Origin of the sequence: Methylobacterium sp. NFXW15, from assembly GCF_049887755.1 — a bacterium.
Classification (GTDB): domain Bacteria; phylum Pseudomonadota; class Alphaproteobacteria; order Rhizobiales; family Beijerinckiaceae; genus Methylobacterium.
On sequence record NZ_JAGEKG010000015.1, the window covers coordinates 41,544 to 64,502 of the forward strand.

Sequence of the window (22,959 nt, forward strand, 5' to 3'; positions counted from 1 at the left end):
CGGATCCCCGCCCCTCCCTTCAGGTTCAGTTGTGACCTAATCAGTCGTTGATGGCGGCGACGACGCCGGCGCCGACGGTCCGTCCGCCTTCGCGGATGGCGAAGCGCAGCTTCTCTTCCATGGCCACCGGCACGATCAGCACCACGTCCATGGTCACGCTGTCGCCCGGCATCACCATCTCGGTGCCCTCGGGCAGCGTGCACACGCCGGTCACGTCCGTCGTGCGGAAGTAGAACTGCGGACGGTAGTTCGTGAAGAACGGCGTGTGGCGACCGCCCTCCTCCTTCGTCAGGATGTACGCCTCGGCCTTGAACTTCGAGTGCGGCTTCACCGAACCCGGCTTGCACACGACCTGGCCGCGCTCCACGTCCTCGCGCTTCGTGCCGCGCAGCAGCACGCCCACGTTGTCGCCCGCCTGGCCCTGGTCCAGAAGCTTGCGGAACATCTCGACGCCGGTCACCGTCGTCTTCGTCGTCGGCCGGATGCCCACGATCTCGACTTCCTCACCGACCTTGATGATCCCGCGCTCGACGCGGCCCGTCACCACCGTGCCGCGGCCCGAGATCGAGAACACGTCCTCGATCGGCATCAGGAACGGAAGGTCGATCGGACGCTCCGGCTGCGGGATGTAGCTGTCCACGCTCTCCATCAGCTTCAGGACGGCTTCCTTGCCGATCTTCGGCTCCTTGTCCTCGAGCGCCATCAGGGCCGAGCCCTTGGTGATCGGGATGTCGTCGCCGGGGAAGTCGTACTTCGACAGAAGCTCGCGCACCTCGAGCTCGACGAGCTCAAGGAGCTCCTCGTCATCGACCATGTCGCACTTGTTCAGGAACACCACCAGCGCCGGAACGCCGACCTGACGCGCCAGAAGGATGTGCTCGCGGGTCTGCGGCATCGGGCCGTCGGCCGCCGACACCACCAGGATCGCGCCGTCCATCTGCGCCGCGCCCGTGATCATGTTCTTCACGTAGTCGGCGTGGCCGGGGCAATCGACGTGCGCGTAGTGACGGTTCGTCGTCTCGTACTCAACGTGCGCCGTCGAGATCGTGATCCCGCGCGCCTTCTCCTCAGGAGCCTTGTCGATCTGGTCGTACGCCGTGAACGTCGCGCCGCCAGACTCCGCCAGAACCTTCGTGATCGCCGCCGTCAGAGACGTCTTCCCATGGTCGACGTGACCAATCGTCCCAATGTTGCAGTGCGGCTTGGTGCGAGAGAACTTTTCCTTGCCCATAAGAGCCTCCTAATTCGATTGGTGAAGAACGAAGAGATGAAGTCTTACGCGTACTTGGCGATGACCTTGTCGGCTTCGCCGCGCGGCACCTCTTCGTAGTGATCGAACTGCATCGTGAAGTTGGCGCGGCCCTGCGAGAAGGAGCGCAGCTGGTTCACGTAGCCGAACATGTTGGCCAGCGGCACCATCGCGTTGATGACGTTGGCATTGCCCCGCATGTCCTGGCCCTGGATTTGGCCGCGGCGGGAGTTGAGGTCACCGATGACCGAACCGGTGTACTCCTCGGGAGACACCACCTCGACCTTCATGACCGGCTCGAGAAGCACCGAGCCGCCCTTCTGAAGAGCCTCCCGGAGGGCAGCACGGGACGCGATTTCGAACGCCAGGGCCGAGGAGTCGACGTCGTGGTAGGCGCCGTCGATGAGCTCCACCTTGATGTCCACGACCGGGAAGCCGGCGAGGATACCCGCGGTGAGAACCGAATTCAGGCCCTTTTCGACGCCGGGGATGTACTCCTTCGGCACCGCGCCGCCGACGATCTTGGACTCAAACGTGAAGCCGGCGCCCGGCTCGTTCGGCTCGACCACGAACTTCACCCGGGCGAACTGACCGGTACCACCGGTCTGCTTCTTGTGGGTGTAGTCGATCTCGGTCCGACGGGTCAGCTTCTCGCGGTACGCCACCTGCGGCTGGCCGATATTCGCGTCGACCTTGTAGGTACGGCGCAGGATGTCGACCTTGATGTCCAGATGGAGCTCGCCCATCCCCTTGAGGATGGTCTGGCCCGACTCCTGGTCGGTGGACACGCGGAAGGAGGGATCCTCAGCGGCGAGCTTCGAAAGCGCGATACCGAGCTTCTCCTGATCGGCCTTCGACTTCGGCTCGACGGCGATCTCGATGACCGGCTCCGGGAATTCCATCTTCTCGAGGATGACGGCCTTCACCGGATCGCACAGCGTGTCACCGGTGCGGGTATCCTTGAGGCCCGCGAGGGCGACGATGTCGCCAGCGAAGGCTTCCTTGATATCCTCACGGTTGTTCGCATGCATGAGGAGCATGCGACCGACACGCTCCTTCTTGTCGCGGGTCGAGTTGATGACGTTGGCGCCCGAATCGACCTTGCCCGAGTACACGCGGCAGAAGGTGATCGTGCCGACGTGGGGATCGTCCATGATCTTGAAGGCGAGCATGGAGAAGGGATCGGAGTCGGTCGGACGACGAACAACCTCTTCCTCGGTCTTGAAGTCGATACCCTTGATCTCACCGCGATCGGCGGGAGAAGGCAGGTAATCAACGACGGCGTCGAGGAGCGGTTGAACGCCCTTGTTCTTGAACGCCGAACCGCAGAGCACGGGATGGAAGGCGCGGCGCTGCACGGCCGTCCGAACGAGCTTGCGGAGGCTCTCCTCGCTCGGCTCCTGGCCGTCGAGGTAGGCCATCATGGCCTCGTCATCCATCTCCACGCAGGCTTCGACGAGCTTGGCGCGGTATTCGACGGCCTGATCCTGCAGGTCGGCAGGGATCTCGGTCTCGGAGAAGTTGGCGCCGAGCGCCTCGCCCGACCAGACGATCGCCTTCATCTTGATGAGGTCGATGACGCCCTGGAAGTTGGACTCGGCACCGATCGGCAGTTGCAGGCACACGGGCTTGCCGGCGACGCGGTCGATGATGTCGGCGACGCACTTGAAGAAGTCGGCGCCGATCTTGTCCATCTTGTTGACGAACACGACGCGCGGCACGTCGTACTTGTCGGCCTGGCGCCACACAGTCTCAGTCTGGGGCTCGACGCCCTGGTTGCCGTCGAGCACGCACACGGCGCCGTCGAGCACGCGCAGGGAACGCTCGACTTCGATGGTGAAGTCGACGTGGCCGGGCGTGTCGATGATGTTCAGGCGCTTCTCGCGCCAGAAGCACGTCGTCGCGGCGGACGTGATCGTGATGCCGCGCTCCTGCTCCTGTTCCATCCAGTCCATCGTGGCGGCGCCCTCATGGACCTCGCCGATCTTATGGGACTTTCCGGTGTAGTAGAGGATCCGCTCCGTGGTCGTGGTCTTGCCGGCATCGATGTGGGCCATGATGCCGAAGTTGCGGTAGTCCTCGATCGCGTGCGTGCGGGGCATCGAGCTGCTCCTGAGAGACGGGTGGGCCGCTTACCAGCGGTAGTGCGAGAAGGCGCGGTTGGCTTCCGCCATCCGGTGCGTGTCTTCCCGCTTCTTGACGGCGTTGCCGCGGTTATTGGCGGCGTCGAGGAGTTCGGCCGACAGGCGCTCGACCATCGTGCGGTCGTTGCGCGAACGGGCGGCCTGGATCAGCCAGCGGATCGCCAGAGCCTGGCGGCGCTCGGTACGAACCTCGACCGGGACCTGGTAGGTCGCACCGCCGACGCGGCGGGAACGGACCTCGATCATCGGGGCGACGTTGTCGAGCGCAGCGCGGAACACCTCGATCGGATTGGCGCGGGCGCGGTTCTCGACGATGTCGAAGGCGCCGTAGACGATCCGCTCGGCGGTCGACTTCTTACCTTCGTACATGATCGAGTTCATGAACTTCGTCAGCACCACGTCCCCGTACTTGGGGTCCGGGATGATCTCGCGCTTTTCTGCAGAGTGACGACGGGACATTGGCTAAACTTCCAATGAGTAGACTTTAAGCACCTGACGCAGGCCACCTTGAGCGAAAAGCCGGCGGCATCCTTGTCAGGCAGTGGAAAAGCTGACGGCGAACCGAAGAAATTACTTCGGACGCTTTGCACCGTACTTCGAACGGCGCTGCTTGCGGTTCTTCACGCCCTGCGTGTCGAGCACGCCGCGGAGGATGTGGTAGCGCACACCCGGAAGATCCTTCACGCGGCCGCCGCGGATCATGACCACGGAGTGCTCCTGAAGGTTGTGGCCTTCACCCGGGATGTACCCGATCACCTCGAAGCCATTCGTGAGGCGCACCTTGGCCACCTTACGGAGAGCCGAGTTCGGCTTCTTCGGCGTCGTGGTGTAGACGCGGGTGCACACGCCACGCTTCTGCGGGCAAGCATCCAGAGCAGGAACCTTGTTGCGGCTCCGCTGGATCTTCCGCGGCTGGGCGATCAGCTGATTGATCGTCGGCATCCTGTGCCCTCTTCCTCGGTCCCTTCCGGACTGCAAGAGCAGTCCGCAAAACGAATATGCGCCGGAAGGGCTATTCAAAGCCCCTCGGCGCGGTGTGGGCAGAGGATCGCGCCTCGAAAGACGCGTTCGTACCTACGGATCTGACTTAAACGTCAGGCGATTTGAGCCTTCAGGTCGCGTCGGGGGCGAGGACGGCGGTTCGGGGAAACCCGCAGGCCGTCGGCAGCCGAGGGCCGACCGAAGTGGGGCGCTTCTAGACGCATCCCCCGCGCCGGTCAATGCACCGAAGCGGGAAAAAAGCACCCCCGAGAGCCATTAAAGAAGAGTATCCGCCCTGTGGAGAGCGTTGTCCGTGCCGGATCGGGGCAATGCCGTCCGGCCAGCCTCCACGCGAGGTTAATCCGACTCATCGAATTGTCCGAATCGAACGGGGCGCCGACTCGGGTGCTCCTGCAAAGGCGTTCGAGGATAGTCGCGTATGGGTTGCGTCGCAGCGAGCAACGTCGTCCCCTTCCGGCGGGTGGTCTCCCCTCCCCCGATGAGCGAGCGTGAAGTCGGCCTTCGCCGCCGCGGCGAGCAGCGGGTGCTGATGGAGACCGTCTATGCGCTCGGCACCATGGTGGTAAGCGCGGAAGACCGGGAGACCAAGCTCACTGCGTCCCGTCTTCAGGTCTATGGATTCCTCGCCGTAGAGGAACTGGGCGAAGATGGTCGTGGTCGGCGCCTTCGCCCGTCGGAGGCGATTCGCGCCCGTACCGACCGGCCGTGGCGCCTTTCTAAGCCTGCCATGGCCTCTCCTGTGACGATCCCGAGCCTCGAAGGCTTTCTGTTCGAGTCCGAGCCCCTCGATCAGCCCGCCTGATTCTCTTTTCCTTCAAGTCTTACCGATTCGGTTGACGGCGCCGGTCCTCGCGATCGGCGCCGTCTTTCTTTATAGTCAGCGCGGCGGCGAGGTCGCTTGGCGCACGTTTCAGCCCAGCCGACGGTTGCTTTCGTGGCCATGCCGATGTATGGCCCCGGCCTTCGCGACATTTCGGATGGGCTTCGCGCCCTTTCCGCCGCGGTGACCGCGCCGGCGTCCCTGACGCCGATAGCGCGGTCGTTCACATGAGCCGGGGACCACAGATCCCCATCAGGCGTCGTCCGCCGGGCAATACCGCCCGCGTGCGGAAACCCGCCTGAGAGAAGGAGTCACGCACGTGATCCAGATGCAAACGAATCTGGACGTCGCCGACAACTCTGGTGCACGCCGTGTGATGTGCATCAAGGTTCTCGGCGGGTCGAAGCGGAAGTATGCCGGCGTCGGCGACGTGATCGTCGTGTCGGTCAAGGAGGCGATCCCGAGGGGTCGCGTGAAGAAGGGCGACGTCATGAAGGCGGTGGTCGTGCGCACCGCCAAGGACGTGAAGCGCGCCGACGGCTCGGTGATCCGGTTCGATAAGAACGCCGCCGTTCTGATCAACAATCAGAAGGAGCCGATCGGCACCCGTATCTTCGGACCGGTCCCGCGTGAGCTTCGCGCCCGCAACCACATGAAGATCATCTCGCTCGCCCCGGAGGTGCTGTGATGGCTGCCAAGATCCGTAAGGGCGACAAGGTCGTCGTGCTGACCGGCCGCGACGCCGGTCGTTCGGGCGAAGTGATCCAGGTGCTGCCGAAGGAAGGTCGTGCGTTCGTGCGCGGCGTGAACCTCGTCAAGAAGCACCAGAAGCAGAGCCAGAACCAGGAAGGCGGGATCATCTCCAAGGAGGCCGCCATCCAACTCTCGAACATCGCGGTCGCGGATGCCAACGGCAAGCCGACCCGCGTGGGTTTCCGCATCCTCGAAGACGGGCGCAAGGTCCGGTTCGCCAAGAGCACGGGGGATCAGATCGATGGCTGAGGCCGACAAGAACGCGTACGTCCCGCGGCTGCGCAAGCACTACGACGAAGTGGTTCGTCAGAAGCTGATCGAAGAGTTCGGCTACAAGAACCCCATGCAGGTGCCGCAGATCGAAAAGATCGTCATCAACATGGGCGTCGGCGAGTCCACCGCCGACTCGAAGAAGGCCTCTGTGGCCGCGGGCGACCTTGCCCTGATCGCCGGTCAGAAGCCGGTCATCACCCGCGCTCGCAAGGCCATCGCGACCTTCAAGGTCCGCGAAGGCATGCCGATCGGCTGCAAGGTGACCCTGCGCAAGCAGCGCATGTACGAGTTCATGGACCGTCTGATCACCATCGCGCTGCCGCGCGTGCGTGACTTCCGCGGCCTGAACCCGCGCTCGTTCGACGGCCGCGGCAACTACGCCCTGGGTCTCAAGGAGCACCTCGTGTTCCCGGAGATCTCCTACGATAAGGCCGAGCAGATGTGGGGCATGGACATCGTCGTGGCGACTTCCGCCCAGACGGATGCCGAAGCCAAGGCGCTGCTCTCGGCCTTCCAATTCCCGTTCCGGCAGTGACGTCCCAAAGCGTCATACGCGGACACTGGAGATAGACTTACATGTCGAAGAAAAGCTCAGTCGAGAAGAACAATCATCGCAAGGACCTCGTGAAGCGTTTCGCCGCCAAGCGGAAGGCGCTCCTTGAGATCGCGAACAACGAGTCGATCGAGATGCAGGACCGCTTCGAAGCGCGCCTGAAGCTCGCCGAATTGCCGCGCAACTCGTCGGCCACCCGGATCCGCAACCGCTGCGAGATCACCGGCCGCCCGCGGGCCTTCTACCGCAAGATGGGCATCTCGCGCGTCGCGCTGCGGGAGCTCGGCAACCGGGGCCTCATCCCCGGCCTCGTCAAGTCGAGCTGGTAAGGAGGTCCCCACATGGTCAACGATCCCGTGGGTGACATGCTCACCCGTATCCGCAACGGCCAGCTGCGCCGTCGCAACGTCGTCCAGACGCCCGGTTCGAAGCTGCGCGCGAGCGTGCTCAACGTGCTGAAGCGCGAGGGCTACATCCGCGACTTCGCTCAGACCGAGCTTGGCAACGGCCGTACCGAGTTCGCCATCGAGCTCAAGTACTACGACGGCAAGCCCGTGATCCGTGAGATCAAGCGCGTGTCGAAGCCGGGTCGCCGGGTTTACTCGTCGGTCGGCGAGCTGCCGCGCGTGGCCGATGGCCTCGGCGTCACCATCATCTCCACCCCGCAGGGCGTCATGGCCGACCACGAGGCGCGTGAGCGCAACGTCGGCGGTGAAGTGCTCTGCACCGTGTTCTGATCGGGACGGAGGAGGACATCCCATGTCTCGCGTAGGCAAGAAGCCGGTCGCTGTGCCGGCGGGCGTCACCGCCACCGTCACGGGTCAGACCGTGAAGATGAAGGGTTCGAAGGGCGAGCTTCAGTTCGTCGTTCCGGCCCTCGTGAACGTCGCCATGAAGGACGGCGCCATCGAGGTTCAGCCCGTCAACCAGTCGAAGCCCGCCCGGTCCCTTTGGGGCACCTCGCGCGCTCAGATTGCCAACATCGCCACCGGCGTGTCGAACGGCTTCGAGAAGAAGCTAGAGATCACCGGCGTCGGTTACCGTGCCGCCATGGCCGGCAAGGCGCTCAAGCTGTCGCTCGGCTATAGCCACGACATCGAGTACGCCGTGCCGGAGGGCATCACGATCGCCACGCCGAAGCCGACCGAGATCACCATCACCGGTATCGACCGGCAGAAGGTGGGTCAGGTCGCTGCTGAGATCCGTGAGTACCGTGGTCCCGAGCCGTACAAGGGCAAGGGCGTGCGTTACGCCGGTGAGTTCATCTTCCGCAAGGAAGGCAAGAAGAAGTAAAGGAGGGCGAAGATGTCTCGTAAGCTCGAAGCCCTCGATCGGCGCAAGGCGCGCGTTCGTCGGGCGATCAAGGCGGCTGCCAATGGCCGTCCGCGTCTGTCCGTGTTTCGCTCGTCGAAGCAGATCTATGCGCAGGTCATCGACGACGTGAAGGGCCACACTCTGGCCTCCGCGTCGACGATCGAGAAGTCGCTCAAGGGCGACCTCAAGACCGGCGCCGATGTTGCCGCCGCTACCGCAGTGGGCAAGCTCCTCGCCGAGCGCGCCAAGGCGGCCGGGGTCACCAAGGTGATCTTCGACCGGTCCGGCTACATCTACCACGGCCGCGTGAAGGCCGTGGCCGAGGCTGCCCGCGAAGGCGGCCTGGAATTCTAAGGAGATCCCCCCGCGCGGCCTTCCAGGCGGCGTGGGGCTCTTCCCTTTACGAAGGGGAGAATCGAGCGAGCGGGCCCGCGAGGGTCCGCGCCAGTGAGATAGGTAGAGAAAATGGCACGTGAACGTGAAGGCGGGGGCCGCGGCCGCCGCGAAGACCGCGAGGAGCACGACAGCGAGTTCGTGGACAAGCTCGTCCACATCAACCGCGTCGCGAAGGTTGTGAAGGGTGGCCGTCGCTTCGGCTTCGCCGCCCTGGTCGTCGTCGGCGACCAGAAGGGCCGCGTCGGCTTCGGCCACGGTAAGGCCCGCGAAGTACCGGAAGCCATCCGCAAGGCTACCGAAGCCGCCAAGCGCGGCCTCATCCGTGTTTCCCTCCGCGAAGGCCGCACCCTGCACCACGACGTCAACGGTCGTCATGGCGCCGGCAAGGTGATCCTTCGCGCGGCTCCGCAGGGTACCGGCATCATCGCCGGCGGCCCGATGCGCGCCGTGTTCGAGACGCTCGGCATGCAGGACGTCGTGGCCAAGAGCCTCGGTTCCTCGAACCCCTACAACCTCGTTCGTGCGACCTTCGAGGCGCTGAAGAACGAGGACAGCCCGCGCGCCGTCGCTGCTCGCCGTGGCCTCAAGGTGTCCGCGCTTCAGTCGCGCCGCCGTGATGCCGATCCGGCCGATCAGTCCGAAGCTGCGGTCGCGTAAGGGAGGATGGCATGGCTCAGAACTCCAAGACCGTCCGTATCGAGCAGATCGGTTCGCCGATCCGCCGTGAGGCCAGCCAGCGTGAGACGCTGATCGGCCTGAAGCTGAACAAGCTGCACCGGGTTTCCGAACTCGAGGACACGCCCTCGGTGCGCGGGATGATCCGCAAGGTGCATCACCTCGTTCGCGTCCTCGAGGCCTGAGGAGGCGACCGATGAAGCTTAACCAGATCAGCGACAATCCCGGCGCCACCAAGGACCGGATGCGTGTCGGCCGGGGCATCGGCTCCGGCAAGGGCAAGACCGCCGGACGCGGCGTGAAGGGTCAGAAGGCCCGGACCGGCGTGGCCATCAAGGGCTTCGAGGGCGGCCAGATGCCGCTGCATCGTCGCCTCCCGAAGCGTGGCTTCAACAACATCCACGCGGCGGACCTGAACGAGGTGAACCTCGGCCGGATCCAGGCTGCCGTGGATACGGGGCAGCTCGAGGCCGGTGCGACCATCACGGTCGAGACCCTCGTGGCCGCCGGCATCCTCGCCCGTCCCCGTGACGGTGTGAAGCTGCTCGGCGTCGGCGAGCTGACCTCGAAGCTCAGCTTCGAAGTCACCCGCGCCTCCAAGTCGGCCATCGAGGCCGTCGAAAAGGCCGGCGGTTCTGTCAGCGTGGTCTTCGCCTCCGGCGTATCGACTCGCGGCAAGGCCGAGGCCGAGGCGACCGCCTGACGCTTGACGGCGGCCGCGCGACACGTTGCGCGGCACGTCCCCGGCCGTTAAGTCGGAGACCATCGAGCGGCGGCCACGCGAACTCGCGGGCCGCCGTTTTTCGTTTCATCCGGGTTTGACGCCCGGCGACATCTCCAGGACGCGACGCTATGGCCTCAGCCGCCGAGCAGCTTGCCGCCAATCTCAATTTCGGCGCCATCGCCAAGGCCGATGAGCTCAAGAAGCGCATCTGGTTCACGGTGGGCGCGCTCATCGTGTTCCGGCTTGGCACCTACGTGCCGATCCCCGGCATCGACCCGGAGCAATTCGCGCGGAACTTCCAGCAGCAATCGGGCGGCGTGCTCGGGCTGTTCAACATGTTCTCCGGCGGTGCCGTCGAGCGCATGGCGATCTTCGCGCTCAACATCATGCCGTACATCTCGGCCTCGATCATCGTGCAGCTCCTCACCTCGGTCATCCCGAGCCTGGAAGCGCTGAAGAAGGAGGGCGAGTCCGGCCGCAAGGTCATCAATCAGTACACCCGCTACCTCACGGTCGTGCTGGCGCTGGTTCAGTCCTGGGGCATCGCTGTGGGGCTGCAGAGCTCCTCGGCTGCGATCGATCCCGGCCCGTTCTTCCTGGCCTCGACGGTCATCACCCTGACCGGTGGCACGCTGTTCCTGATGTGGCTTGGTGAGCAGATCACCTCGCGCGGCATCGGCAACGGCTCGTCGCTGATCATCTTTGCGGGCATCGTCGCCCACCTGCCCGTGACGATCATCGGCGCTCTTGAGCTCGGCCGTACCGGAGCGCTCTCGCCTGTCATCATTCTCGGCGTGGCCGTGGCCGCCGTCGTCCTCGTCTACTTCATCGTGTTCATGGAGCGGGCTCAGCGCCGCATCCTGATCAACTACCCGAAGCGGCAGGTCGGCAACCGTATGTATGAGGGCCAGACCTCGTTCCTGCCGTTGAAGCTCAATACGTCGGGCGTCATCCCGCCGATCTTCGCCTCGTCGCTGCTTCTGCTGCCCGCCACCGCCGCGAGCTTCTCGGCCAATAACGGGAGCGGCTGGCTCGGGACGATGACGGCCTATCTTGGCCACGGCACGCCGCTCTTCATGTTGCTCTATGCGGCGCTGATCATCTTCTTCACGTTCTTCTACACCGCCGTCGTCTTCAATCCGCAGGAGACGGCCGACAATCTGAAGAAGCATGGCGGCTTCATCCCCGGCATCCGCCCGGGCGAGCGGACCGCCGCGTTCCTCGACAAGGTGCTGACGCGCATCACCGTGGTGGGCGCCCTGTACCTGACGGTGGTCTGTCTCTGCCCTGAGATCCTGTCGTCCTACGCGTCGGCGAGCCTGGGCTTCGGCGGCACGTCTCTGCTGATCCTCGTGACCGTGACCATGGACACGGTGGCGCAGATCCATGGGCATCTGATGGCGCACCAGTATGAGGGCCTTGTGAAGAAGGCCAAGTTGCGGGGCGCTTCGGCAGGCCAGCGCCGCCGCTGAGGCGGCGAAACAGAAGCGGGGAAATGAGCGATGTCCGCCTAAGGGCGGGCTATCGCCATCCGCGCGAGCCTATAAAAAACGACCGAGGGGGCGATGCCCGTGATGGCGTCGTCGAAGAGACCCAGAGCCCGGAAGCTCGGGCCCTAAGAGGACAACGCCATGCGCATCATTCTGCTCGGACCGCCCGGCGCGGGGAAGGGCACGCAATCCGAGCGGATCGTCAAGCGGTACGGCATCCCCCAGCTCTCGACGGGCGACATGCTGCGCGCCGCCGTGGCGGCCGGCACGCCGGTCGGGCTGCAGGCCAAAGCCGTGATGGAATCCGGCGGTCTCGTCTCCGATGAGATCGTCGTCGGCATCGTCGCCGACCGGATCGAGCAAGCGGACGCCAAGCCCGGCTTCATCCTGGATGGCTTCCCGCGCACCGTGGCCCAGGCCGAGGCGCTCGGCACCATGCTCAAGGGCAAGGGGCTGGACCTCTCCGCCGTGGTCGAGTTGAAGGTCGATGAGGACGCCCTGGTGGGCCGCATCGCCAACCGCGCCGCCGAGGCGCAGGCGCGCGGCGAGGCCGTGCGCAAGGACGACACTCCCGAGGTGTTTAAGCAGCGTCTGGAAGCCTACCGCGCCCAGACCGCGCCGCTTTCGGCCTACTACGACAAGCTCGGCATGTTGAAGACCGTCGATGGCATGAAGCCGATCGATTCGGTGACCGAGGATCTGATGGCGATCCTCGAGCCGCACCGGGAGCGGATCGCCTCCTGAGGCGTTGGCCGGTTCATCCGAGGGGCGTTCGCCAGGAGGCGGGCGCCCCTTTTTTGTTGGGAAGGCGCAATGAAGACCCGTCTCGCCGTCGTGTTCGCCCTCGCCTGCGCGAGCGCCCTGCCCCAGACAGCCACCGCCCAGAGCCCGGCTCAATCCTTCGTCTACGGACAGAAGCAATTCCGGAATGCCTGTCGGCCACCCCTGAAATTCGCGGCAGGCGCCTGCGTCCGCCGCTGCCCGGCGGGCTACCGCGACGAAGGCCGGACCTGCCGCCTTTCGAACCAGCGGATGCGGTAGAGTCCTCAGCCCCTTTGGCGAGCGGCTTCGGCCTCACGAGTCGGGCCGAAGAAGTTCGTGATATCCATCGCCAGCGAGCGGCGGCCGAATCGGCGCATCGGATGCCCGTCCAGGGTGCCGACGCGAAGTTCGATCATTGCCGTGAGTGGGTTATAGCGAAACGCCATCCGCTCGCCGCCGAAGGCCGCCCAGAGGACACCACCCGCGCCGTCGTCCGCGTCGCGCAGGCCGACACTCCCGGGCTCGGCCAAGGACAGGATACCGCCTGCGACCGCGAGGATGACAGGCACGACCTCTTCGGCATTGTCTTCGGCAGAGTGGATCACTGCCTGGGTGAAGACTCTCAGCGTATCGCCGCGATCGTCCGGCCGCGCCATGTGTTTTTGCTCCATTATGATTGACATGGCCGCCAGCCCGGAGTAGCAGACCCCCCTTCGTCCAACCGAACGATGGTCCGAGGTGCCCTGAAAAGGGGCCGCCCACGGGCCGCGTCGTCGTTGCACGCGCGCATGGGCCGGCCTCCACCGGACGCGCGCCAAACCAGAGCCCGGCCTCGCCGGGCCTCATATGGAGTAAGACTGTGGCCCGTATCGCAGGCGTCAACATCCCGACCGCCAAGCGCGTCGTTATTGCGCTTCAGTATATCCACGGCATCGGCGCCAAGAAGGCTGAAGAGATCACCGGCAAGGTCGGTATCCCCGCCGAGCGTCGCGTCAACGAACTGACCGACGCCGAGGTTCTCCAGATCCGCGAGACCATCGACCGCGACTATCTCGTCGAGGGCGATCTGCGCCGCGAAGTCTCGATGAACATCAAGCGCCTGATGGACCTGGGCTGCTACCGTGGTCTCCGTCACCGCAAGCAGCTGCCGGTGCGCGGCCAGCGGACCCACACCAACGCCCGCACCCGCAAGGGCAAGGCGAAGCCGATCGCCGGCAAGAAGAAGTAATCTCTTCGGTTTGGGAGGCCGCGCAACGCTCGGCCTCCTGCCCGTCGCGCCGGGTATCCCGCGAGAGACCCGGCCGGTCGCGAGAGACGCGGCCAAGTCCCAGAAGAATCCCGAGCGCCTGGTGTTACGGGCGTGCTTGAAGGAAGAGTGGAAGTCAGATGGCCAAGGAACCGCAACGCGTTCGTCGTCGTGAACGCAAGAACATCGTGTCGGGCGTCGCCCACGTGAACGCCTCGTTCAACAACACGATGATCACCATCACGGACGCCCAGGGCAATACGATCTCGTGGTCTTCCGCTGGTGCGATGGGCTTCAAGGGCTCGCGCAAGTCGACGCCGTACGCCGCTCAGGTTGCCGCCGAGGATGCCGCCCGCAAGGCTGGCGAGCATGGCATGCGTACCCTCGAGGTCGAGGTGTCCGGCCCCGGCTCCGGCCGTGAATCGGCTCTGCGCGCCCTCCAGGCCGCAGGCTTCACCGTGACCTCGATCCGCGATGTCACCTCGATCCCGCACAACGGTTGCCGTCCGCGCAAGCGTCGTCGCGTCTGATCGAACCGGGATTGGCGAACAGGGAGACGCTTATGGCGGGATCGAAGCCACTGCCCGGTGTGCTGCGTTGGAATCTCGGGGACCTCACGGTCACCGCGCTTAACGACGGCTGGTTCCAGGCGAGCCTCGATCTCGTTACGGGCATCGGCAAGGACGAGGCCGCGCGCCTTCAGCGCGACGGTTTCCGCACCGAGCAGCCGAAGATCACCCTGAACGCGTTCCTGATCACCGGGGCCGGCCGCAAGCCGGTCCTGGTCGACACCGGTTACGGCGCCCTGGCGCCGGTCGAGACGATGGGACGCCTGGGCAGCGCCCTGGCGACCACCGGCATCAAGCCGGAGGATGTCGAGACGGTGCTCATCACGCACCTGCATCCGGACCATTGCGGCGGCCTCGCGGCCGACGGCAAGGCCGTCTATCCGAATGCCGAGATCGTCGTGCATGCGGATGAGGCGGCTCACTGGCTTCCCGACGAGGCGCTGTCCAAGGCGCCCCAGGAGGCGAAGGGCTATTTCGAGGGCGCTCGCAACGCGGTTGCGCCCTATGCCGCCCGGATGCGCCAGCATCGCGGCGGCGAGGTGCTTCCGGGCATCGAAGCGGTTCATCTCCCCGGCCACACGCCGGGGCATTGCGGTTTCCGTGTGTCGTCGGGTTCCGAGTCGCTGCTGATCTGGACCGACGTGGTTCATCTGCCGGCGATCCAGTTCAAGAACCCGGATGCGGGCGTCGGCTTCGATGTCGATGGCGAGCAGGCCCGGCAGACGCGCAAGACGATCATGGATCAGGCGGCGGCGGAGCGTAGCTTCATCGCCGGTTGTCACCTGGAATTCCCCGCCTTCGGCTACGTGGATCGTGACGGAGCGGGCTACAGCTTCGTCCCGGCCCTCTGGGTCGGCGGCGAGTAGAGTTTTCGATTTTTGAGACCGGGCGGTGTGCCAGGGGGCGCCTCCACCCGGCCGGAACGCGGGTTCCGGATCATGCGGACCCGCGAGGCGTGAGAGGTAGGACCGTGGTCATTCAGAAGAATTGGCAGGAACTCATCAAGCCGAACAAGCTGCAGGTTTCGACCGGCGACGACCCCAAGCGGATCGCGACGGTCGTCGCCGAGCCGCTCGAGCGCGGTTTCGGCACCACCCTGGGCAACGCCCTGCGGCGCGTTCTGCTGTCGTCGCTCCAGGGCGCTGCGGTGACGTCGGTGCAGATCGACGGCGTTCTGCACGAGTTCTCGTCCATCCCCGGTGTGCGCGAGGACGTGACCGACATCGTCCTGAACATCAAGACGATCGCCATCCGCTCGCAGACCGATGCCCCCAAGCGCATGACCCTGCGCAAGACCGGCCCCGGCACGGTGACGGCGGGCGACATCGGCACGGTCGGCGACATTCAGATCCTGAATCCCGACCTCGTCATCTGCACGCTGGATGACGGCGCCGAGATCCGCATGGAGTTCACGGTCTCCACGGGCAAGGGCTACGTCCCGGCCGAGCGGAACCGCCCCGAGGATGCGCCGATCGGCCTGATCCCGGTCGACTCCCTGTTCTCCCCGGTGACCAAGGTCAGCTACCGCGTCGAGACCACCCGTGAGGGCCAGGATCTCGACAAGGACAAGCTGACCATGACGGTCGAGACCAACGGCGCCGTGAGCCCCGAGGATGCGCTGGCCTATGCCGCCCGCATCATCCAGGACCAGCTCCAGGTGTTCGTGAACTTCGAAGATCCGCGCAAGGAAGAGGCCGCGCCGCTCACGCCGCAGCTGCCCTTCAACCCGGCGCTGCTCAAGAAGGTGGACGAGCTGGAGCTGTCGGTCCGTTCGGCGAACTGCCTGAAGAACGACAACATCGTCTACATCGGCGACCTCATCCAGAAGTCGGAGGGCGAGATGCTGCGCACCCCGAACTTCGGCCGCAAGTCGCTCAACGAGATCAAGGAAGTGCTGGCCGGTATGGGCCTGCACCTCGGCATGGATGTCCCCGGCTGGCCGCCGGAGAACATCGAGGACCTCGCCAAGCGCTTCGAAGAGCATTACTGAGCGCGGCAACGAATAGCGGAGTGGGAGCGGGCGGGCCGAAGGGCTCCCCGCTCTTTCTTCGCTCAACAGGCGGCCGACCCGTGGCACGGCGGTCGCAATCAACAGGAGAGCCATCATGCGTCACGGTTACCGCGGTCGTCGTTTCAACCGCACGGCCGAGCATCGCCAGGCGATGTTCGCCAACATGTCCGCCGCGCTGATCAAGCACGAGCAGATCGTCACCACCCTGCCGAAGGCCAAGGACCTGCGTCCGGTCGTCGAGAAGCTGATCACGCTGGCCCGCACCGACAGCGTGCACGCCCGCCGCCTTGCCATGTCGAAGCTGCGCGATGCCGACATGGTCAAGAAGCTCTTCTCGGTGCTGGGCCCGCGCTACCAGGGTCGTCCGGGTGGCTACTGCCGCATCATGAAGGCCGGCTTCCGCCAGGGCGACAACGCCCCGCTCGCCGTGATCGAGTTCGTGGATCGCGACGTCGATGCACGCGGCAAGGATTCCGGCCCGTCGCAGGTTGCCGACGCCGCCTGAGGCATTCGCCACTTCATGAAAAAGGCCGTCCCGGTTCGCCGGGGCGGCCTTTTTCGTTGGGGGATGACTCAGGCTACCGCCGTCATTGCGAGCGGAGCGAAGCAATCCAGGGAAACGCCACATGCTGACGCGGCTCGCTGCCCTGGGTTGCTTCACTGCGTTCGCAATGACGGGTGGCGCTCAATCCGCCATCGTCTTCTTCACGGTCTCAACCAATTGCTTCAGGCTGAAGGGCTTCGGCAGGAAGTTGAAGGTCTCGCCCTCCGGCAGGTTCTTGCGGAAGGCATCCTCGGCATAACCCGAGACGAAGATCACCTTCAGATGCGGCTGATGCTTGCGCACCTCCCGCAGAAGGGACGGCCCATCCATTTCGGGCATCACCACATCGGACACCACGAGATCGATCGGCTGGTCACCGTCGCGGACGATAGCCAGCGCCTCGAGCCCGGAAGCGGCTTCCAGCACGGTGTAGCCACGGGCCGAGAGCGCGCGACTGTTCACGGCGCGAACGGGGTCCTCGTCCTCCACCAGGAGGATGGTGCCCTGTCCGGTATGGTCGGTCGCGGGACGGCGCGGGGCGGGTGCGGCCTCGGCGGGCTTTGCTGCGGCAGGCGTGGTGCCGATTTCGGCTTTGGCATCCGAGCTGGCAGCAACCGCCGTCTCGACCGGCAGCACTTCCGGCGCGGGGATGTGCCGGGGCAGGTAGATCTTGAAGGCCGTGCCCTGGCCGACCGTCGATTGCACGTCGATGGTGCCACCCGATTGCTTGACGATGCCGAACACCGTCGAGAGGCCGAGACCGGTGCCCTTGCCGATCTCCTTCGTGGTGAAGAACGGCTCGAAGATCTTCTCCATCAAATCGGCCGGAATGCCCTGGCCCGTGTCGCAGACCTCGATCAGCACGTGATCGCCGGGGGGCGGGCCGCCACGTCCGTCGGTCGACGCCTTGGGGCCGGGATCGACCACGTTCTCGGTGCGGATCGTCAGTTTGCCGCCATCCGGCATGGCGTCGCGTGCATTGACCGCGAGGTTCACGATCACCTGCTCGAACTGGTTCACATCGGCCTTCACCGGCCACACGTCGCGACCGTGCTTCAACTCGAGCGCGACGCGCTCGCCGAGCAGGCGCTTCAGCAGGAGCGTCAGCTCCGACAGGCTCTCGCCGACATTCATCACCTCGGGCCGCAGGGTCTGGCGGCGGGAGAACGCCAGGAGCTGGCGGACGAGGCCCGCCGCACGGTTGGCGTTCTGCTTGATCTGCATGATGTCCTGGAAGGCCGGATCGTTCGGCCTATGGCTCGCCAGGAGCAGGTCGGAATAGCCGATGATCGCCTGAAGGACGTTGTTGAAGTCGTGCGCGATGCCGCCGGCGAGTTGGCCGACCGCGTTCATCTTCTGCGCCTGTGCCACCTGCTGCTCCAGCTGGCGCTGGGCCGTGGTGTCGAGGGCGTAGAGAATCACCCGTTCGGCCTCATCGGCCTGCTCGCCCTCCGCGCCGCCGTCGGCCGGGCTCAGCCACAGCCGGGCCGAGCGTCCGCCCGGCCCCTGCAACTGCACCTCGATGGGCTCGGCCTCGGTGATGCCGCTGGCCGCACGGTTCAAGCCGGCTTCCAGGGCCGTCCGGTCGAGAACCGAATCGGCGAGGTTCGGCTCGGCGCGGGTGCCGCCCTCCCCGTCCAGCTCGGCCTCGTTGGGCGAGAGCGGCGCCGTCCCGAACAGGCGTGTGAAGGACGCGTTGGCGCGGGCGATCCGGCCCGAGCGGTCCAGCGTCGCGATGGCGATGGGCGAGTTATTGAGGAAGCGGGCGAGGCGCACCTCGGCGGCACGCTGCGGTTCGTCCGCATCGGCCCCGGCCGAGCGGTTGATGACGAAGGTGCGCGAGGCGCCGGGCTTGCCGTCCTTGCCGAACGCGACCCGGTGATAGAGCCGCACGGGCACCGTATGGCCGTTGCGGCGGCGCAGGTCGAGGTCGAACCGGTCGGTGCGGACTTCGCCGGGGAAGCCCGCCGTGCGCATCAGGACATCGGCGCTGGTGGCGATCTCATCGAGATGCAGCCCGCCCGAGCCGACGCTGGCGAGGTCGTAGCCGAGCCATGCCGCCAGGGTGGCATTCATGTAGACGATGGTGCCCGCCGGATTGATCGACAGGAACCCAGCCGGAGCGTGATCGAGATAATCGATGGCGTGCTGCAATTCCTGGAAGACGTTTTCCTGCCGCTCGCGTTCGGCGGTGACGTCGGCCACGGTCCAGAGGGCGGCCGCCCGGCGCGGACGCGGCAGGGGCCGCACCGACACCCTGTACCAACCGAAATCGCGCTCGCCCGTCAGTCCGGCCATCTGCCCGAGCGGCGGCGCCATGCGCACCTCCTCGGTGTGAGGACGCCCGTCCCGTGAGGCCTGCGACAGGCGGTAGACGGCCTCCGACACTTCGGGCGAGCCGACGAAGATCCGCTCCACGGGGGCGAGGTTGGTGAAGCTGTCGCCACCCGCGAGCCGGAGATAGGCCGCGTTGGCGTAGATCAGACGCCCGCCATCCTCGATCACCAGAGCCCCATCGGGCGCCCCGTCGACGATGCCGCGGGTGATGTCGTCCCGGGCGCTGCTGCCAGAGAGTTGAATCGCGCCGATTGCCAGGGCGAACAGGAAGAAGACGCCGGCCATGGCCAGCAGCGCCAGAAGCCACACGATGAGGGCCTGAGCCTGCTCGTTGGCGACGAAGGACAGGCCGATCGCCGCGCCGACCAGGAGACCCGCGAGCATCAGCAGCAGGCCGACCCGACCGGGCTGCTCCGACCGGTCGATCGCGGCGTTGACCGGGCTCTGCACGGCCAGGGCGTCGGCCTGCGGATCCGGCCTCGCCGGGTCTGCCTTCAGTATCGGGGCCGGAGATCCGGTCACGTCGGCCATCGGGGTCTTTCCAGAAACGGGCTCCGGTTTGGCCCGTGGCCCGCTCAACGGCAAGGGGCCTCAGACCTCGGGCGGTACCAAGCCCTTCAAGAGCGTCGTCTAAAATGATGGAGGAAGGGTAGCTTCTCCCTCACGCGGCGCGGCGGCGGAGGCGCATGACGAAGCCGATCACCTCGGCCACCGCACGGTAATGCTCGGCCGGAATCTCCCGGTCGATCTCGACGGTGGCGTGCAACGCGCGAGCCAGCGGCGGATTCTCGACGATGGCGACGTCATGCGCCTTGGCGACCTCGCGGATGCGCAAGGCGAGCGCGTCGACGCCCTTGGCGACGCAGACCGGCGCGGCCATGCCCTGCTCGTAGCGCAGCGCCACGGCGTAGTGGGTGGGGTTGGTGACGATGACGGTGGCGGTGGGTACGGCGGCCATCATGCGCTTCCGGGCGCGGGCCATGCGCAGTTGCTTAAGCTTGCCCTTGATCTCGGGGTTGCCCTCCGACTCCTTCATCTCCTGCTTGATCTCTTCCTTCGACATCCGAAGCCGACCGCGCCAGCGCAGGCGTGCATACAGGTAATCCGCCCCCGCGATGGTGATGTGGACGGCGAGCATTCCCGCCAACAGCTTGAGGCTGAGCGACAGCACCGCCGGCAAGCAGGCGCCGGGATCAAGCCGGGCGAAGACTTCCAGGCGATCGCGGTCGCGCCACAGGATCGCGCCGCCGACGACGCCGACAGCGATCATCTTGGCGAGGCCCTTGCCGAACTGGAACAGCGCCTCCACCCCGAGGAGGCGTTTCAGCCCCGCCATGGGTGAGATGCGCTCGAATTTCGGCATCAGCGCCTCGGCGTTGAACACCGGAGGATGCTGGAGATAGCCCGCTGCGACGGCCGCCACGACGGCGAGGCCCACCGGCACCGCGACCGCCTGGAGCCAGATCAGCAGACTGCTGCGCATCGCCCCGGCCATGGCCGTGGGGTCGTCCGGCACCTGATGGGCGTTGGCAAGGAACGCCGTGAGGCTGTGCATCAGGCTCGAGGCGATGCCCGGCGCGGCCACGACCAGGGCCAGGGTGAAGGCACCGAGGATCGCGAAGGTGTTGATCTCGACGCTCTTGGCGACGTCGCCGCGCTCGATCGCCTGCTCGATCCGGCGTGGGGTCGGCTCTTCGGTCTTGTCTTCCTGTTCCGCGCCCTCGGCCATGGCTCAGAGCCTCCCGGCGCAAGTCAGCGACCGACGAACTCTCCGAGATAGCGGCCGAGATCGTCGATGAAGACGCCCATCATCACGCCGAGCGATCCGGCCAGGATGAGCATGCCGATCAGCACCGAGGCAGGCACCGCCAGGAAGAACACCTGCAACTGCGGCATCAGCCGCGACAGCACGCCGAGCCCGAGATTGAACAGGATGCCGAAGGCGATGAACGGCCCGGAGATCTGCACGGCGAGGGTGAAGCCCCGCGCGACCGCCCTCACCGCCAGCATCAGCGCATCGCCGAAGGACGGCACGCCATCCGGCGGCAGCACCTGATAGCTGCGCGCGATCCCCGCGATGGCGAGGTGATGCAGGTCGGCGGCGAAGATCAGCGTGATGCCGAGCAGCGACAGGAAATTGCCCACTGCCGCCGATTGGCCGCCCTGTGTCGGGTCCACGGTCATGGCATAGGACAGGCCGAGCTGCTGCGAGATGACGAGCCCCGCCGTCTGCAACGCAGCGAGCACCATCCGCACGGTCAGGCCGATGACGAGGCCGATGATCGTCTCTCCGAACAGGAGCGCGATCAGCCGGGGCCCGGCGATCCCTTCCGTGCCCCCGAGCAGCGGGCGCACCATGGGATAGAGCACCAGCGACACGAGCAGGGCGAAGGCGAGCCGCAGGCGCGGCGACACGGTCTGCTCGCCCACGCCCGGCATGAGCATGATCAGCGTGCCGACACGCGCGAACACCAGAAGATACGCCGAGGCGACGCCCGGCAGCAGGAGGTTCATACGCCTCCGTATAGCGCAACCGGAGCGCCATCACCCGCCTGCCGCGATCCGCGCGGCGATACGGGTCATGTAGCCGGCCATGGCGTCGCCCATGAACGGGAGCATCAGAAGCAGGGTGGCGAAGACGGCGACGATCTTCGGCACGTAGATCAGCGTCTGCTCCTGGATCTGCGTCAGTGCCTGCACGAGCGACACGACCAGACCGACGAACAGGGCGACGAGCATCAGCGGCCCGGCCACCTTCAGGAACACGAAGATGCCGTCGCGGGCGACGTCGAGGATGGCGAGACCGGTCATCGCAGGGTTCCCGTCGTCGTCAGATCTGCATCCGCATGATTTCCTCGTAGGCCGAGATCATGCGGTCGCGGACGGCGACCATGGTTTGGAGGGCCGTCTCGCTTTCGGCGACGGCGGTGACGACATCGACCACGTTGGCCTTGCCCGAGGCTGCGGAGATCGCTTGCGTGTCGGCCCGGCGGCCCGCATCGCCGACGCCGTCCAGGGCTTGGCCCAGGAGTCCGGCGAAGCCTTCGCCCGGGGAGGTGGTCGGCTGCACGCGCGGCGTGGGGCGACCGGAGGACAGGCCCTGGACGGCGGCATAGGCGCCCGCCGCGAAGTTGCTGGAAGCCATGGCGCAGCCCCTACTTCAGAAGCGCGATGGTCTGGGCGATCATCTTGCGCGTCCCCGTGACCATGTTCAGGTTGGCCTCGTAGCTGCGCTGGGCCTCGCGCATGTCCATGTTCTCGATGAGCGGGTTCACGTTCGGCATCGCGACGTCGCCCTTGGCATCGGCCACGGGGTTGCCGGGGTCGTGCTTGACGCGGAAGGCCGTGGAATCCCGCCGCACCCGGCCGGTCTCGACGACGCTGGCGCCGGTCTCGCGGTCGAGATGCGTCTTGAAGGTCGGGATCTTGCGGCGATAGGGCTCGGCGCCCTTCGTGGCCGGTGCGGAATCCGCGTTGGCGATGTTCTCCGCGATGATGCGCATGCGGCCGGACTGGGCCTTGAGCCCGGATGTCGCCGCCGCCAGGGATTTCGTGAATTCCACAGCCCGCCCCCTTTTTCAGTCTTACTGCGTAAGCACGAAGCCAGCCTCAGCTTTTGCCGATGGCGATCTTCAGGGTGGTCAGGCTGTGCTGGTAGAGCGAGGCAGCAAGCTGGTAATCCGTCTGGATATCGCCCGCCTTCATCATCTCGTCCTCGAGATTGACGCCGTTGCCGCTCGGCCGGATCTCGAAGTCCCTCACCTTCTTCGGATCGGCCCCCGCCGCCGAGGGCTGGCCGATGGGCGGCATGTGACCCGCTGCCGTCAGGGCGAGGCTGGACGAGGTCGAGGCGGCGCGACCCGTCTCTTTATCGAAGCGTAGTTCAGCGAGGTCCCGTGGCTTGAAGCCGGGCGTATCGGCGTTGGCGACGTTCTCGGCGATGACGGTCTGACGCGCCTGGTTCCACTGCATCCGGGTGCGCAGCATCGCCAGCATGGGCAGGTCGGTGATGGCCATGGCCCCCTCCGGCGGAACCCGGCATGCCCGGGCTCGGCAAAAACTGCCGCGTGCATGGTTAATGGCTCGTTAAAGGTCAG

At 65.9% G+C, this 22,959-nt stretch carries 31 protein-coding genes; 19 read left to right on the forward strand and 12 right to left on the reverse strand.

Going from position 1 to position 22,959, the window contains the following annotated elements; all coding sequences use genetic code 11:
* Nucleotides 1-40 precede the first annotated feature (40 nt).
* From tuf to rpsL, 4 genes are all read right to left on the reverse strand, one after another.
* Nucleotides 41-1,231, reverse strand: coding sequence for an elongation factor Tu (gene tuf, locus J4O73_RS22640; RefSeq protein WP_426216798.1), 1,191 nt, complete (start codon nucleotides 1,229-1,231; stop codon nucleotides 41-43).
* A 44-nt stretch (nucleotides 1,232-1,275) separates the two neighbouring features.
* Nucleotides 1,276-3,351 (reverse strand): elongation factor G, encoded by a 2,076-nt coding sequence (gene fusA, locus J4O73_RS22645; RefSeq protein ID WP_426221068.1) that lies wholly within the window; start codon nucleotides 3,349-3,351, stop codon nucleotides 1,276-1,278.
* 30 nt (nucleotides 3,352-3,381) lie between these two features.
* Entirely contained in the window at nucleotides 3,382-3,852 is a 471-nt protein-coding gene (rpsG, locus tag J4O73_RS22650) for a 30S ribosomal protein S7 (RefSeq protein ID WP_012319183.1), read from the reverse strand.
* A 111-nt stretch (nucleotides 3,853-3,963) separates the two neighbouring features.
* Nucleotides 3,964-4,335, reverse strand: a complete 372-nt coding sequence (gene rpsL / locus J4O73_RS22655; RefSeq protein ID WP_007557568.1) for a 30S ribosomal protein S12 — start codon at nucleotides 4,333-4,335, stop codon at nucleotides 3,964-3,966.
* A 478-nt stretch (nucleotides 4,336-4,813) separates the two neighbouring features.
* On the opposite strand from rpsL, the gene J4O73_RS22660 reads away from it, so the two are divergent.
* The 14 genes from J4O73_RS22660 to J4O73_RS22725 all read left to right on the forward strand — a co-directional run bounded on the left by J4O73_RS22660 (nucleotide 4,814) and on the right by J4O73_RS22725 (nucleotide 12,434).
* Nucleotides 4,814-5,197 carry a hypothetical protein gene (locus J4O73_RS22660; protein ID WP_426221071.1) on the forward strand — a complete coding sequence of 128 codons (384 nt, stop codon included), beginning with the start codon at nucleotides 4,814-4,816 and terminating at the stop codon, nucleotides 5,195-5,197.
* A gap of 337 nt (nucleotides 5,198-5,534) precedes the next feature.
* Nucleotides 5,535-5,903, forward strand: a complete 369-nt coding sequence (gene rplN / locus J4O73_RS22665; RefSeq protein WP_010686182.1) for a 50S ribosomal protein L14 — start codon at nucleotides 5,535-5,537, stop codon at nucleotides 5,901-5,903.
* Nucleotides 5,903-6,217, forward strand: coding sequence for a 50S ribosomal protein L24 (gene rplX / locus J4O73_RS22670; RefSeq protein WP_238248916.1), 315 nt, complete (start codon nucleotides 5,903-5,905; stop codon nucleotides 6,215-6,217). Before rplN ends, rplX begins: the two co-directional genes overlap by 1 nt.
* The gene (rplE, locus tag J4O73_RS22675; RefSeq protein ID WP_426221074.1) at nucleotides 6,210-6,776 is read left to right on the forward strand and encodes a 50S ribosomal protein L5; all 567 of its coding nucleotides are present in this window, start codon (nucleotides 6,210-6,212) and stop codon (nucleotides 6,774-6,776) included. Before rplX ends, rplE begins: the two co-directional genes overlap by 8 nt.
* Nucleotides 6,777-6,817: 41 nt before the next feature.
* Entirely contained in the window at nucleotides 6,818-7,123 is a 306-nt protein-coding gene (gene rpsN / locus J4O73_RS22680; RefSeq protein WP_426221076.1) for a 30S ribosomal protein S14, read from the forward strand.
* 12 nt (nucleotides 7,124-7,135) lie between these two features.
* A complete protein-coding gene (gene rpsH / locus J4O73_RS22685; protein WP_378966891.1) occupies nucleotides 7,136-7,531 on the forward strand; it encodes a 30S ribosomal protein S8 in 396 nt (131 codons plus the stop codon).
* A 22-nt stretch (nucleotides 7,532-7,553) separates the two neighbouring features.
* Entirely contained in the window at nucleotides 7,554-8,087 is a 534-nt protein-coding gene (rplF, locus tag J4O73_RS22690; protein ID WP_426221078.1) for a 50S ribosomal protein L6, read from the forward strand.
* 12 nt (nucleotides 8,088-8,099) lie between these two features.
* Nucleotides 8,100-8,462 (forward strand): 50S ribosomal protein L18, encoded by a 363-nt coding sequence (gene rplR, locus J4O73_RS22695; RefSeq protein ID WP_378966896.1) that lies wholly within the window; start codon nucleotides 8,100-8,102, stop codon nucleotides 8,460-8,462.
* A 111-nt stretch (nucleotides 8,463-8,573) separates the two neighbouring features.
* Complete coding sequence (gene rpsE, locus J4O73_RS22700; protein WP_378966899.1) at nucleotides 8,574-9,161, forward strand: 30S ribosomal protein S5; 588 nt, start codon at nucleotides 8,574-8,576, stop codon at nucleotides 9,159-9,161.
* An 11-nt stretch (nucleotides 9,162-9,172) separates the two neighbouring features.
* Nucleotides 9,173-9,364: a 50S ribosomal protein L30 gene (gene rpmD, locus J4O73_RS22705; protein ID WP_378966901.1), complete on the forward strand. Its 192-nt coding sequence runs from the start codon at nucleotides 9,173-9,175 to the stop codon at nucleotides 9,362-9,364.
* Between the two features lie 11 nt (nucleotides 9,365-9,375).
* Nucleotides 9,376-9,882: a 50S ribosomal protein L15 gene (gene rplO / locus J4O73_RS22710; protein WP_426221081.1), complete on the forward strand. Its 507-nt coding sequence runs from the start codon at nucleotides 9,376-9,378 to the stop codon at nucleotides 9,880-9,882.
* A 149-nt stretch (nucleotides 9,883-10,031) separates the two neighbouring features.
* The gene (gene secY / locus J4O73_RS22715) at nucleotides 10,032-11,375 is read left to right on the forward strand and encodes a preprotein translocase subunit SecY (RefSeq protein WP_426221083.1); all 1,344 of its coding nucleotides are present in this window, start codon (nucleotides 10,032-10,034) and stop codon (nucleotides 11,373-11,375) included.
* A 159-nt stretch (nucleotides 11,376-11,534) separates the two neighbouring features.
* Entirely contained in the window at nucleotides 11,535-12,137 is a 603-nt protein-coding gene (locus J4O73_RS22720) for an adenylate kinase (RefSeq protein ID WP_426221085.1), read from the forward strand.
* A gap of 69 nt (nucleotides 12,138-12,206) precedes the next feature.
* Nucleotides 12,207-12,434 carry a hypothetical protein gene (locus J4O73_RS22725; protein WP_426221087.1) on the forward strand — a complete coding sequence of 76 codons (228 nt, stop codon included), beginning with the start codon at nucleotides 12,207-12,209 and terminating at the stop codon, nucleotides 12,432-12,434.
* Nucleotides 12,435-12,439: 5 nt separating this feature from the next.
* Here the strand turns inward: J4O73_RS22725 and J4O73_RS22730 are convergent, their stop codons facing one another.
* On the reverse strand, nucleotides 12,440-12,811 hold the full coding sequence (locus J4O73_RS22730) for a hypothetical protein (RefSeq protein ID WP_426221089.1): 372 nt from the start codon (nucleotides 12,809-12,811) through the stop codon (nucleotides 12,440-12,442).
* Between the two features lie 203 nt (nucleotides 12,812-13,014).
* On the opposite strand from J4O73_RS22730, the gene rpsM reads away from it, so the two are divergent.
* The 5 genes from rpsM to rplQ all read left to right on the forward strand — a co-directional run bounded on the left by rpsM (nucleotide 13,015) and on the right by rplQ (nucleotide 16,486).
* Nucleotides 13,015-13,383, forward strand: coding sequence for a 30S ribosomal protein S13 (gene rpsM, locus J4O73_RS22735; RefSeq protein WP_378966912.1), 369 nt, complete (start codon nucleotides 13,015-13,017; stop codon nucleotides 13,381-13,383).
* 158 nt (nucleotides 13,384-13,541) lie between these two features.
* Nucleotides 13,542-13,931, forward strand: a complete 390-nt coding sequence (gene rpsK, locus J4O73_RS22740; RefSeq protein ID WP_378966915.1) for a 30S ribosomal protein S11 — start codon at nucleotides 13,542-13,544, stop codon at nucleotides 13,929-13,931.
* 32 nt (nucleotides 13,932-13,963) lie between these two features.
* Nucleotides 13,964-14,836 (forward strand): MBL fold metallo-hydrolase, encoded by an 873-nt coding sequence (locus J4O73_RS22745; protein WP_426221091.1) that lies wholly within the window; start codon nucleotides 13,964-13,966, stop codon nucleotides 14,834-14,836.
* A gap of 89 nt (nucleotides 14,837-14,925) precedes the next feature.
* Nucleotides 14,926-15,960, forward strand: coding sequence for a DNA-directed RNA polymerase subunit alpha (locus J4O73_RS22750; protein WP_426221093.1), 1,035 nt, complete (start codon nucleotides 14,926-14,928; stop codon nucleotides 15,958-15,960).
* 115 nt (nucleotides 15,961-16,075) lie between these two features.
* The gene (gene rplQ / locus J4O73_RS22755) at nucleotides 16,076-16,486 is read left to right on the forward strand and encodes a 50S ribosomal protein L17 (protein ID WP_426221094.1); all 411 of its coding nucleotides are present in this window, start codon (nucleotides 16,076-16,078) and stop codon (nucleotides 16,484-16,486) included.
* Between the two features lie 180 nt (nucleotides 16,487-16,666).
* Here the strand turns inward: rplQ and cckA are convergent, their stop codons facing one another.
* The 7 genes from cckA to flgB all read right to left on the reverse strand — a co-directional run bounded on the left by cckA (nucleotide 16,667) and on the right by flgB (nucleotide 22,879).
* A complete protein-coding gene (cckA, locus tag J4O73_RS22760) occupies nucleotides 16,667-19,393 on the reverse strand; it encodes a cell cycle histidine kinase CckA (protein WP_426221096.1) in 2,727 nt (908 codons plus the stop codon).
* A gap of 130 nt (nucleotides 19,394-19,523) precedes the next feature.
* Complete coding sequence (gene flhB, locus J4O73_RS22765) at nucleotides 19,524-20,591, reverse strand: flagellar biosynthesis protein FlhB (protein WP_426221098.1); 1,068 nt, start codon at nucleotides 20,589-20,591, stop codon at nucleotides 19,524-19,526.
* 23 nt (nucleotides 20,592-20,614) lie between these two features.
* The gene (gene fliR, locus J4O73_RS22770) at nucleotides 20,615-21,376 is read right to left on the reverse strand and encodes a flagellar biosynthetic protein FliR (protein ID WP_426221100.1); all 762 of its coding nucleotides are present in this window, start codon (nucleotides 21,374-21,376) and stop codon (nucleotides 20,615-20,617) included.
* A 30-nt stretch (nucleotides 21,377-21,406) separates the two neighbouring features.
* Nucleotides 21,407-21,673, reverse strand: coding sequence for a flagellar biosynthesis protein FliQ (fliQ, locus tag J4O73_RS22775; protein WP_238248936.1), 267 nt, complete (start codon nucleotides 21,671-21,673; stop codon nucleotides 21,407-21,409).
* Nucleotides 21,674-21,692: 19 nt separating this feature from the next.
* A complete protein-coding gene (gene fliE / locus J4O73_RS22780; RefSeq protein WP_426221102.1) occupies nucleotides 21,693-22,007 on the reverse strand; it encodes a flagellar hook-basal body complex protein FliE in 315 nt (104 codons plus the stop codon).
* Between the two features lie 10 nt (nucleotides 22,008-22,017).
* Nucleotides 22,018-22,425: a flagellar basal body rod protein FlgC gene (gene flgC, locus J4O73_RS22785; protein WP_378966930.1), complete on the reverse strand. Its 408-nt coding sequence runs from the start codon at nucleotides 22,423-22,425 to the stop codon at nucleotides 22,018-22,020.
* A 46-nt stretch (nucleotides 22,426-22,471) separates the two neighbouring features.
* Nucleotides 22,472-22,879 carry a flagellar basal body rod protein FlgB gene (gene flgB, locus J4O73_RS22790; protein ID WP_426221104.1) on the reverse strand — a complete coding sequence of 136 codons (408 nt, stop codon included), beginning with the start codon at nucleotides 22,877-22,879 and terminating at the stop codon, nucleotides 22,472-22,474.
* Nucleotides 22,880-22,959 lie beyond the last annotated feature (80 nt).